This is a genomic window from Streptomyces sp. AF1A (genome assembly GCF_047340315.1).
Taxonomy (GTDB): domain Bacteria; phylum Actinomycetota; class Actinomycetes; order Streptomycetales; family Streptomycetaceae; genus Streptomyces.
Genome location: NZ_JBLEBI010000061.1, coordinates 23,907 through 34,774 on the forward strand (window position 1 = coordinate 23,907; position 10,868 = coordinate 34,774).

The 10,868-nt window shown below is 72.7% G+C and carries 9 protein-coding genes; 4 read left to right on the top strand and 5 right to left on the bottom strand.

Features of this window, described 5'->3' with window-relative positions:
• Positions 1–4 precede the first annotated feature (4 nt).
• Together ACLU3S_RS18475 and ACLU3S_RS18480 are read right to left on the bottom strand one after the other, a co-directional pair.
• Positions 5–1,270: a cytidylyltransferase domain-containing protein gene (locus ACLU3S_RS18475; protein WP_413952988.1), complete on the bottom strand. Its 1,266-nt coding sequence runs from the start codon at positions 1,268–1,270 to the stop codon at positions 5–7.
• Between the two features lie 23 nt (positions 1,271–1,293).
• Positions 1,294–2,607: a DUF6716 putative glycosyltransferase gene (locus ACLU3S_RS18480; protein ID WP_413952989.1), complete on the bottom strand. Its 1,314-nt coding sequence runs from the start codon at positions 2,605–2,607 to the stop codon at positions 1,294–1,296.
• Positions 2,608–2,805: 198 nt separating this feature from the next.
• Between ACLU3S_RS18480 and ACLU3S_RS18485 the strand changes: the two genes are divergently transcribed.
• Positions 2,806–3,783, top strand: coding sequence for a glycosyltransferase family 2 protein (locus tag ACLU3S_RS18485; RefSeq protein WP_413952990.1), 978 nt, complete (start codon positions 2,806–2,808; stop codon positions 3,781–3,783).
• On the top strand, positions 3,780–5,114 hold the full coding sequence (locus ACLU3S_RS18490) for an alpha-2,8-polysialyltransferase family protein (protein ID WP_413952991.1): 1,335 nt from the start codon (positions 3,780–3,782) through the stop codon (positions 5,112–5,114). The genes ACLU3S_RS18485 and ACLU3S_RS18490 overlap by 4 nt, the downstream gene beginning before the upstream one ends.
• Positions 5,115–5,211: 97 nt before the next feature.
• Here ACLU3S_RS18490 and ACLU3S_RS18495 read toward each other — a convergent pair whose 3' ends face one another.
• Positions 5,212–5,862: a TetR/AcrR family transcriptional regulator C-terminal domain-containing protein gene (locus ACLU3S_RS18495; protein WP_413952992.1), complete on the bottom strand. Its 651-nt coding sequence runs from the start codon at positions 5,860–5,862 to the stop codon at positions 5,212–5,214.
• A gap of 74 nt (positions 5,863–5,936) precedes the next feature.
• Between ACLU3S_RS18495 and ACLU3S_RS18500 the strand changes: the two genes are divergently transcribed.
• Positions 5,937–7,310, top strand: coding sequence for an FAD-dependent monooxygenase (locus ACLU3S_RS18500; RefSeq protein WP_413952993.1), 1,374 nt, complete (start codon positions 5,937–5,939; stop codon positions 7,308–7,310).
• 7 nt (positions 7,311–7,317) lie between these two features.
• Here the strand turns inward: ACLU3S_RS18500 and leuE are convergent, their stop codons facing one another.
• Both leuE and ACLU3S_RS18510 read right to left on the bottom strand, forming a co-directional pair.
• Positions 7,318–7,971 (bottom strand): leucine efflux protein LeuE, encoded by a 654-nt coding sequence (gene leuE / locus ACLU3S_RS18505; protein WP_413952994.1) that lies wholly within the window; start codon positions 7,969–7,971, stop codon positions 7,318–7,320.
• Between the two features lie 159 nt (positions 7,972–8,130).
• Positions 8,131–9,711 (bottom strand): methylmalonyl-CoA mutase, encoded by a 1,581-nt coding sequence (locus tag ACLU3S_RS18510; RefSeq protein WP_413952995.1) that lies wholly within the window; start codon positions 9,709–9,711, stop codon positions 8,131–8,133.
• An 80-nt stretch (positions 9,712–9,791) separates the two neighbouring features.
• Here ACLU3S_RS18510 and ACLU3S_RS18515 point away from each other — a divergent pair, with 80 nt between their 5' ends.
• Positions 9,792–10,634 carry a L,D-transpeptidase family protein gene (locus ACLU3S_RS18515; protein ID WP_413952996.1) on the top strand — a complete coding sequence of 281 codons (843 nt, stop codon included), beginning with the start codon at positions 9,792–9,794 and terminating at the stop codon, positions 10,632–10,634.
• The last annotated feature ends 234 nt before the right edge of the window (positions 10,635–10,868 follow it).

Genomic DNA, 10,868 nt, shown 5'->3' on the forward strand with positions numbered 1-10,868 from the left:
GTCCTTACTTGGGGAGGGAATCGAGAGAGGGGCCGAGGATCCAGCCGGCGATCTCTCGGATAGCGCCGTCGCCGCCGGGGGCGGTGGTGACCGCGCGTGCGGCGCCGCGTACGACGTCGTGGGCGCTCGCGACCGCCACGGGCCAGCCGACGAGGGTGAAGCACGGCAGGTCGTTGACGTCGTTGCCGGCGTAGAGCACGCGCTCCGGCGCGATGCCCTGCTCCTCGCACCACTGCTTGAGCGCGAGGTCCTTGCGGTCGATGCCGTGGAGCACGGGAAGCCTCAGCTTCCGGGCACGGGCGGCGACCACGGGGTTCTGTTCCGTGGACAGGATCAGCATCTTCAGGCCGCTCCTGCGCAGGGCCGCGATGCCGAGTCCGTCGCCGCGGTGCACGGAGACGAACTCCCTTCCGTCGGAGTCGATCAGTACTCGGTCGTCGGTCTGGGTGCCGTCGAAGTCGAGGACGACGGCGTCGATGTCGTCGTAGGTGGGCAGCGAACCGGCGGGGGTCCCCCCGCTCGGGCGCAGCCGGGAGTGGGGCTGGTCCGCGGCGAAGAGGGGGGCGAGGGCGCGCGCCCGGGCCAGGTCGTGCGGGTCGTCGATCTCCAGGACGCGCGCGGGGTCGGTGCGGACCGGTTGGGTGCGGCCGAAGAAGCGGTGCCGGTGCCTGCGGAAGCCGGCCGCGTCCATCGCGTAGGCGGCGCCGGTCTCCAGCAGGTCCTGGGGGCGGTCCTGGCGGCGGGGGCGGCAGGACTTGTCGTGGTTGACGCCGAAGGCGCCCTCCGGCTCGTCCGCCGCCTCGCGCCAGACGAAACCGTGGAACGGCGCGACCGTCAGCGCGGTGTCGGCACCGTCCTCGGCCACGGCCGACGCGACACCGTCGACGTCCTCGCGGGCGAGGAACGGACTGGTGCACTGCACGAGCAGCACCACGTCGACCGCCGCCGCGTGCAGCGCCTCGTAGGTGTCCATGGCGTGCAGGACCGCGGCCTCCGAGGTGGCCGAGTCCCCGGCGATGGCGGCGGGCCGCAGCACGACCTCGGCGCCGGCCTCCCGCGCGGCGGCGGCGATGGCCTGGTCGTCGGTGGACACGACGACGCCGGTGACGAGCCGGGCCGCCCGGCACTCGCGCACGGCGCGCGTCACCAGCGGGACGCCTCCGACGGGGGCGAGGTTCTTCGCCGGTACGCCCTTGGAGCCGCCGCGCGCGGGGATGACCGCGAGCACCCGGGGCGCCGTGGCGCTCCGGCCCGCTTCCGACTGGGGCATGAGGTCTCCTCCTTGGAGAGAGGTCACAGCTCCCCCACGCGCCGGATCACCGGGGCGACCCGCTGGACGCCGTGCCGGTAGGCGCCGCGCGCGGCACGGCGCACGATCCGGCGGACCGGTCCGGGCGTCCTGTCGGCGGCGGGCGTGCCCGGGAGCGGGGCGCCGTCGGGGCCGAGGTGGTGGCGGGCGAGGATGCCGGGCAGGTAGCCGGGCGCCGTCTCGGGGGTGTAGTAGGGGGTCAGGGGCGGCAGGCCGCCGGGGCGCTCGAGGAGCTCGGCGATGCGTTCGCGGGCGGTGTCGAAGGCCCTCTCGTACGATCCGCCCCCAGCGGCGACGCCCTGCCGGGCGACCCACTCCTCGTTCGGCACCGGCCGGTGTCCTGCGTCGAGCTGGTCCCAGGAGGCGAGGCACCCGGAGCCGGTGAAGTGGTGGTTGCCGAGCGCCTCGCGCACGCCCAGGTCGGTCAGGACGGCCGTGGGGATGCGGCGGTGCAGGGCCTCCAGGGCGGCCGTGGAGCTGACCGTGACCAGCAGGTCGGTGCGGTCCAGCACCTCGCCCATGTGGCCGTAGACCAGGCGGAAGTTGGTGGGCAGGTCCGTGCGCTGCGCCAGCTTCTGGTACGGCAGCTCCTCGATGTGGGTGGTGTGTTCGCCGGGCTTGGAGCGCAGCTTCAGCAGCACCTCGCGCTCCGGGTGCCTGCGGGCGTGCTCGATGAGCCGGCTGAGCAGGTAGGCGCGGTCCCTGCGGCTGTCCGGCACGGAGGGCTGGGCCGCGAACACCACGGTGCAGGGGTCGTGTTCGCCTTCGTACGGCTTCCCGCCGAGGAAGGGCAGCGCGACCTCGGTGACCGAGGAGGCGTCGGCGCCCACGCCCTCGTACACGGCCCGGAACCGGTCCGCGTCGTGGCGGGAGTTGGCGAGGACCAGGTCCGCGCCGTGCCGCAGCAGCAGCCCGTCGGCGAGCTTCTCGTAGACGACTCCGACGTAGCCGGTGACGACGACGGGACGTCTGCCGCAGCCCAGGACGTTCCCGAGCCCGTGCAGCATCGCCTGCACTCCGCCGCCGACCAGGGCGAGGACGAGGACGTCGTACGACCCCTCGGTCATCGCGCGCAGGAACTCGACGCCGGTGACCTCGCGGAGGGAGTCCGCCCGGACGCCGACCTCTTGGAGCTGGCGGGCGGTGGGGGTGGCGCGGCCCCGCAGGAGGTAGCCGTCGAGCCGCACCGCGGCATCCGCCGGAGTGAGGCGCCGCGCGGTGAGCGCGCCCCACTTCCACCGGGTGTCGGAGTCCGCGAGGACGGCGACCCGTAGGGACTTCGTAGCACTTGCTGGCACGCCGAGGACGCTAGGAAGCCATTCCGAGGTTCCGCCCAACCCGAATGCAACAAACGGTGAACAGCATGCCGCCGAATGGCGAATCGGGTCGCGAGCGGATCGGGAAAAAGCCCGGTTCACAGCTTCGCCACGCGTCGTTCACCCGGCATCAAGCAAGGCGTCAAGACGAATGACGGGCTTCCCCCTAACGTCCCTGACGTGGTCAAGCTCTCCGTCATCGTGCCGTTCTACAACGTGCAGCAATACGCGCCCGACACCCTCAGAAGCCTGAAGGCGAACGCGCGTGAGGACTTCGAATTCATTCTCGTGGACGACTGTTCCCACGACGGGACACCGGAGATTCTCGCGCGCGCGGAGCGCGAGCTGCCCGGGGCGGTCCACGTCCGGCACGAGCGGAACGGAGGGCTGGCGACCGCGCGCAACACCGGCATCGACCGGGCGCGCGGCGAGTACCTGACCTTCCTGGACGGCGACGACTGGCTCGCCCCCGGCTACTTCCCGCGGCTGGTCGCCGCGATGGACGGGCTGGGCTGCGACTTCGTGCGCACCGACCATGTGCAGTGCACCGGCCGGGCGCGCGCCGTGCACCGGGTGCCGGTCGGGCGGCGGGACGTGGTGATGAGCCCGCGGGAGGCGATCCTGCCCGCCGACCGGTCCACGTCCGTGGACTACGCGTACGCCTGGGCGGGGATCTACCACCGCCGGCTGGTGGACCGGGGACTGCTCCACTTCACCGACGGGCTGCGCACGGCCGAGGACCGGCCGTGGATCTGGAAGCTGCACCGCGAGGCGGAGTCCTTCGCCGCGGTGAGTCTGCTGGGCGTGTTCTACCGGCGCGGGGTCGCCTCGTCACTGACCCAGATCGGTGACGTACGGCAGCTCGATTTCATCAGGGCTTTCGACCAGGTCGTCGCGGAAACCGCACAGGATCCGGAGGCGGACGCGCTGCTGCCCAAAGCCGTCCGTACGTATTGCGCCATCATTTCCCATCATCTGGGATCCATCGAAAGGTTCGAGCCCCCGGTGGCGAAGAAGCTGAAATCCCTGAGTGCCGCCGCGCTGCGCCGCATGCCGCAGGACGTGCTGGACGACGCGCTGGACTCCATGGACCTGCAGCGCGCCGGCAAGCTGCGCCGGCTGCGCCGCCGTCCGGCCCCCGCGGGAGCCGCCGCGTGACCACCCAGATCTTCCAGGCGTCGACGCTGTACGGCACGGCCACGCTCGCGGCCGCCCTGGACTCCGGCTGCTTCCGCCCGGCCGGCCGGCGGATCCTGCTGGTCTGCAACAACGCGGCCACCCCGGAGACGACGCCCGGCCTGGACGAGGTGCCCGGCTTCGAGAAGCTGCGCGACCGGTTCGACGACGTCATCTCGTACAACGAGACGATCTCCCCGTTCCACCCGGGCGGCTGGGCGCCGCGCGTGGACGACATGCCGCTGTGGGAACGCTTTCTGCGCCACGAGTGGCACCTTGGCGAGGACGACGTGGAGTTGGCCGTGGAGTCGATCCAGGTCAACCCGTCGCTGACGCTCGCGCAGATCTTCAACGGCGCCCCGGTCACGGTCTACGCCGACGGCCTGATGAGCTACGGCCCGACCCGCAACAAGATCGACCCGCTGGTCGGCACCCGCGTGGACCGGGTGCTCCACCTCGATCTGGTGCCCGGCCTGGAGCCGCTGCTGCTCACCGAGTTCGGCGTGGGGGGTGAGATCGTGCCGACGCCCGCCTTCACCAAGGTGCTCGCCGAACTCGCGCCCATCGCAGCGGAGCTGCCGGAGACCGAGGAGCCCGCGCTGCTGCTCGGCCAGTACCTGTCCGCGCTGGAGATACTGACCGCCGAGCAGGAGGAGGACCTGCATGTGCGGATGCTGGAGGGCGCGGTCGCCCTCGGCCACACCACGGTGGTGTTCAAGCCGCACCCCACCGCCCCGGCCCGCTTCACCCGCACGCTGGAGCAGGAGGCGAAGCGGCTCGGTGCCCGGCTGACCGTCCTCGACACCCCGGTCCTCGCGGAGGTGCTGTACCAGCGGATGCGTCCGGCGCTGGTCGTCGGCTGCTTCTCCACCGCGCTGCTCACCGCCTCGGAGCTGTACGGCCTGCCCGTGGCCCGGGTGGGCACCGAGCTGCTGCTGGAGCGGCTGACGCCGTACGAGAACAGCAACCGGGTGCCGGTCACCATCGTCGACGCCCTGCTGCCCGAGCTGGGCGACCGGGAGGCGGTCGCCGAGCGGCGCCGGGGCATGGACGTGGCGGCGCTGGGCGCGCTGGTGCGTGCGGTGGGCTTCGCGATGCAGCCGAACGTCCTGCCGGGGCTGCGCGGGGAGGCCGAGAGCTGGCTGGCGCGGCACTTCGGCCACCGGACCTCCCGTTACTTCAAGCGCAGGCGGCTGACCTCCCTGGCCCTGCCCGGCGGGGTGCCGGCCCAGCTGGCGTTCATCCCGCGCAACGCCACGGTGCGCCGGATGGCCCGCAAGGCGCGCGGCCTGGGCCGCTCCGTACGCCGGTGACGCGGCCGGGCCCGGCCGGCGGGCCCGCGCCTTCGTCCCGCTCGACGACGCCCGCCCGAAGGCGCGCGAGGCGGCGCCCCGGGAGCGTCGCCGGGCGTCAGCTGATTCCGTACCGTGTGCCGATGCCTGCGATCACGAGGGACAGGCCCTCCTCGAACTGGCGGTCGTAGTCGTCGAAGAGGAGTCCGCCGACCGCGGCCGCGAGGGGGAAGCCGGCCAGGCGCCGGGTGCGTTCGTCGATGTCGACGCCCTCGCGGGGCCGGCCCGGCGGGGACTGCATGCCCTGTTCCTCGATGACGAAGCCGATGGTGTACGCATTGGCCGTCCGGTCGGCGTCGACCGCCTGGGCCAGGGTGAAACCGGCGTCCGTCAGGAGCCTCAGGTTCGCCTCCAGGGCGGGGGCGTGCTCCGTGCCCGTGAAGCGTGAGCCACTGAAGACCCTGGCGCCGTCGCGGTAACCGAGCAGCGCGGCCCGCAGCCCGCGGTTCGCCTTCAGCAGCCGCTCCTGCCAGCTGTCCGCCGGATCGAGCGCGGTGCCGGCCGCCATCCGCCGGTACATCTCCGTCGCCATCTCGTCCAGCAGCGCCTGCTTGTCCTTGAAGTGCCAGTACAGCGCGGGCGCCTTGACGTCCAGTTCCTTCGCGATGGCGCGCAGCGTCAGTCCGTCGAGGCCGACCTCGTTGAGCAGCCGCAGCGCCGTGCCGGCGACCCGCTCACGGTCCAGGGGAGCCCGTCGTTCCGTACCCACACTTGACAGCTTAACAGCGTTAAGGGCACGCTCGCCGACGCGTACCGAACTTAACAACGTTAAGGAGAATCGCGATGGATGTCCTGATCGTGGGTGCGGGTCCGACCGGTCTCACCCTCGGCATCGACCTGGCCCGGCGCGGGGTGGAGGCGCTGGTGGTGGAGCGGGCCGGGGAGCTGTTCCCCGGCTCGCGCGGCAAGGGGATCCAGCCGCGCACCCAGGAGGTGTTCGACGACCTGGGTGTGCTGGACGCGGTCCTGGCGGCGAGCGGCCCCTATCCGCACCGGATGATCTGGAAGGAGGGCGAACGGCTCGGCGAGGAGCCGTTGTTCGAGGCGGCGGCGCCCGACGAGGGCGCGCCGTACACCGAGCCGCGGATGATCCCCCAGTGGCGGACCCAGGAGATCCTGTACGCGCGGCTGGTGGAACTGGGCGGGCGGGTCGCCTTCGGGCGCGGGGTCACCGGCCTGACGCAGGACGCGGACGGGGTCTGCGTGGAGTTCGCCGACGGTACGACGGTCCGTGCGCGGTACGTCGTCGCCGCCGACGGCGGGCGCTCGGTGGTCCGGCGCGCACTCGGTGTCGGCATGACCGGCGAGGCGGTCGACCCGGCGCCGTTCGTGGTGGCGGACGTGCGGGTGAGGGGCCTGGACCGGAACCATTGGCACGCGTTCCCCCAGGACGACGGCAGCGCCCTCGCCCTGTGCCCGCTGGCCGGCACCGACGAGTTCCAGTTGGCCGCGCGCCTTCCGCAGGGCGCGGCCCCCGACCTGTCCCTCGACGGCGTCCGCAAGCTGGTCGCCGCCTACAGCCACCTGGGCGCCGAGGACGTGACACAGATGCGCTGGGCGTCCGACTTCCGGCCGCGGGCGGCCCTGGCGGACCGGTTCCGGGCGGGTCGGGTGTTCCTCGCCGGGGACGCGGCCCACGTCCACTCACCGGCCGGCGGGCAGGGCCTCAACACCAGCGTGCAAGACGCCTACAACCTGGGCTGGAAGCTGGGCGCGGTGCTGCGGGACGGGGCGCGGCAGACCCTGCTGGGCACGTACGAGGAGGAGCGGCGGGCCAACGCCGGGGCCATGCTGGAGCTGTCGACGGGGGTGCACCGCGGCGCGGTGAGGCGGGGTGGGGCGACGGTGCAACTCGGACTCGGGTACCGGGAGTCGTCGCTGAGCGTCGAGACCCGGACCGCCCCGGACGGCCTGCGGGCCGGCGACCGCGCCCCCGACGGCACGGTGGCCGGCGTACGCCTCTTCGACGCCTTCCGGGGGCCGCACTGGACACTGCTGGGCGCGGCGACGGCGCCAGCCGCCGGGATACGGGCGCTCCCGTCCGCCCCCGGGTCGTACGGCCCCGGCGTCTTCCTGGTCCGCCCGGACGGGTACGTCGGCTGGGCGGGCGAGACGGCGGACGGGCTCGGGGCCTACCTGGCCCGGGTCGGCCTCTGACCCGCCCCTACGCGCCGGCCAGCGACAGCTTCACCGCGAACCCGAGGAAGAGCACGCCCGCCGCCGACGTCGCCGTCGCCGACAGCCGCCGGCGGCGGCGGAAGGCGGCGGCCAGGCGGGTGCCGCCGAATATCAGCGCGCTGAGGTACAGGAAGCTGGCCAGCTGGGCGAAGGCGCCGAGGACGACGAAGGAGAGGGCCGGGTGGGCGTACCCGGGGTCCACGAACTGCACGAAGAAGGCGACGAAGAACAGGATCGCCTTGGGGTTGAAGAGGCTGACCACGAAGGCCCGGCGGAAGGGCCGTTCACCTGCCGCCGCGTCCGGCGCGCCCGCCTCCTGCACGGCCTGCCGCCGCCGCGTGCGCCACATCTGCCGGGCGGAGCGCAGCATGCCGATCGCCAGCCAGGTCAGGTACGCGGCACCGGCGTACTTCACGATCCCGAACAGCACGGCGTTGCCCTTCAGCAGGGAGGCGACTCCGGCGGCGGACAGCGTCATGAGCACCGTGTCCCCGCACCACACCCCGGCGGCCGCGGTGTACCCGGCGCGGACCCCGCGGCGGGCGGCCACGGAAAGGACGTAGAGGGAGTTGGGACCGGGCAGCAGGACGATCAGGACGAGCCCTGCCAGGTAGGTGGGGAGATCGATGACGCCGAACATGGCAAGGAGTGTCGCACGGGGGTACGACACTCCGGTTCGGGGCGGTCGGTCGTCCGCACCGCCGAGGAGAAGGTCCACCGGGAGTCCGGGGGTGACGCCGATGATCCGGGCGGGCGCGGTTTCCGCCCTCCGGTCGCCTCCGCGAAGCAACCGCCCGGTTCAGAACACCTCCGACGGCTCATAGGCCCCCCACACCCCGCGGAGCGCCCCGCACACCTCCCCCACCGTCGCCCGCGCCCGCAGCGCCTCCTTCATCGGATACAGCACGTTGTCCTCGCCCTCCGCCGCCTTCCTCAGCGCGTCCAGGGCCGAGGACACCGCCCCCCGGTCGCGCCCGGCCCGGAGCCTCTCCAGCCGCTCCGCCTGCCGCGTCTCGATCGCCGGGTCCACGCGCAGCGGCTGGTACGGCTCCTCCTCGTCCAGCCGGAAGCGGTTCACGCCGACCACCACCCGCTCGCCGGAGTCCGTCTCCTGCGCGATCCGGTACGCGTTGCGCTCGATCTCGGTCTTCTGGAAGCCCCGCTCGATGGCCGCCACCGCGCCGCCCAGGTCCTCCACCCTGCGCATGAGATCGACGGCCGCCTCCTCCAGGTCGTCCGTCATCCGCTCGACCGCGTACGAGCCGGCGAAGGGATCGACCGTGGCCGGCACGTCCGTCTCGTACGCCAGCACCTGCTGGGTCCGCAGCGCCAGCCGCGCGCTCTTGTCGGTCGGCAGGGCGATCGCCTCGTCGAAGGAGTTGGTGTGCAGGGACTGGGTGCCGCCCAGCACCGCGGCCAGGGCCTGCACCGCGACCCGGACCAGGTTCACCTCCGGCTGCTGGGCCGTCAGTTGGACCCCCGCCGTCTGCGTGTGGAAGCGCAGCATCAGCGACTTGGGGTTCCGCGCGCCGAACTCCTCCCGCATCACGCGCGCCCAGATCCGGCGCGCGGCGCGGAACTTGGCGACCTCCTCCAGCAGCGTCGTACGGGCCACGAAGAAGAAGGACAGGCGCGGGGCGAAGTCGTCGACGTCCATGCCGGCCGCGACCGCCGTGCGCACGTACTCGATGCCGTCGGCGAGGGTGAAGGCGATCTCCTGCGCGGGAGAGGCGCCCGCCTCGGCCATGTGGTAGCCGGAGATCGAGATCGTGTTCCACTTCGGGATCTCGGCGGTGCAGTACTTGAAGATGTCCGCGGTCAGCCGCAGCGACGGCTTCGGGGGGAAGATGTACGTGCCCCGCGCGATGTACTCCTTCAGCACATCGTTCTGGATCGTGCCCGTCAGCCGGTCGGCGCGCACCCCCTGCTCCTCCGCCACAAGTTGGTACAGCAGCAGAAGCAGAGCGGCCGGCGCGTTGATCGTCATCGACGTCGAGACCTGGTCCAGCGGGATGCCGTCGAACAGCACCCGCATGTCCTCGACGGAGTCGATCGCCACGCCGACCTTGCCGACCTCGCCGTGGGCGAGGGGCGCGTCGGAGTCGTGGCCCATCTGGGTGGGCAGGTCGAAGGCGACGGACAGCCCGGTGGTGCCGTGCGCGATCAGCTGCCGGTAGCGCGCGTTGGACTCGGCCGCCGTGCCGAAGCCCGCGTACTGGCGCATGGTCCAGGGGCGGCCGGTGTACATCGTCGGGTAGACCCCGCGGGTGAAGGGGTACGCGCCGGGCTCGCCCAGTTTCTCGGCCGGGTCCCAGCCCTGGAGGGCCCCCGGCCCGTAGACCGGCTCGATCGGCAGTCCCGACTCCGACTCACGCGCCATGGAAGCCTCCGCAGTACGTCGTATCACCCCTCACCATGCCCCCTAGTTCGGCGGCGGTCACGCGGGGAATCATCCCCGGCATGAGGATCACGGGCAGACCCGCCGCCGTACTCGCCTCGGCCGCCGCGCTCGCCGCCCTCTGCGGCTGTACCGTGCAGCCCGCGGGCGCCGACGGCAGGCCCCGGGGCCCGGTGCACATCCGGATCCCGGACGGCGGGGGCACCGCACCCGCCGGGACACCCGTCCCCAGTCCCACCCGAACGGCCCAGCGATCGCCGGCCGCGCCCGCGCCGCGCGTGCTGTGGGCGCGCGGTGACAGCGGGCCGGCCGTGCGGGAGCTGCAGGCGCGGCTGCGCCAGGTGGGCTGGCTGTTCGACGGGCCGACAGGCTCGTACGACGACCTGACCGAGCAGGCCGTCAGGGGCTTCCAGGGCAAGCGCGGGCTGCCGCGGACCGGCGCGACGGACACGGTGACCTGGCGGCGGCTGCTGGCGATGACCCGGACGCCGGGCAGGTGGGAGCTGTACCTGATGGGCGGTCAGCCGACCGCCGCGCCGGACCCGCGCTGTCTGACCGGGCGGGTGCTGTGCATCAGCAAGACCAGCCGGACGCTGCGCTGGATGATCGGCGGCCGGACCGTGTCGACCATGGCCGTGCGCTTCGGCACGCAGTACAGCCCGACCCGCGAGGGTGTGTTCCACGTGTACTGGAAGTCACGGGACTGGGTGTCGACCCTCTACCACTCGCCGATGCCGTACGCGATGTTCTTCAGCGGCGGACAGGCGGTGCACTACTCGTACGACTTCGCGGCGCGCGGATACGCGGGCGGCTCGCACGGGTGCGTGAACGTCCGGGACGAGGCGGCGATCGCCCGGCTCTTCGCGCAGGTGCGGGTGGGCGACAAGGTCGTCGTGTCCTGGTGAGTGTGCGGGGCGCGGGCGGGACCGGGGGAACGTGTCCCGCCCGCGCCAGGTGCACGAGCCGTGGGTACGGGGGGAACCCCGGCTCAGTGCGACGGCCGATGACCAGTCGGCTCACTCAGTACTGCGTCGCGCGGCCCGGAAACGTCACACCCCTCGCGGAAAAATTTTCGCGGTTTACAAAATCGCAGTTCAGGCGGCGGTACGACGGTCAGAGCGCGCTGTACGTGGGGCTCG

Bases quoted from the DNA above. Each gene is read 5' to 3' on its own strand.
- ACLU3S_RS18475 (WP_413952988.1), bottom strand. From the start codon at position 1,270: ATGCCCCAGTCGGAAGCGGGCCGGAGCGCCACGGCGCCCCGGGTGCTC.
- ACLU3S_RS18500 (WP_413952993.1), top strand. From the start codon at position 5,937: ATGGATGTCCTGATCGTGGGTGCGGGTCCGACCGGTCTCACCCTCGGC.
- leuE (WP_413952994.1), bottom strand. From the start codon at position 7,971: ATGTTCGGCGTCATCGATCTCCCCACCTACCTGGCAGGGCTCGTCCTG.
- ACLU3S_RS18510 (WP_413952995.1), bottom strand. From the start codon at position 9,711: ATGGCGCGTGAGTCGGAGTCGGGACTGCCGATCGAGCCGGTCTACGGG.
- ACLU3S_RS18515 (WP_413952996.1), top strand. From the start codon at position 9,792: ATGAGGATCACGGGCAGACCCGCCGCCGTACTCGCCTCGGCCGCCGCG.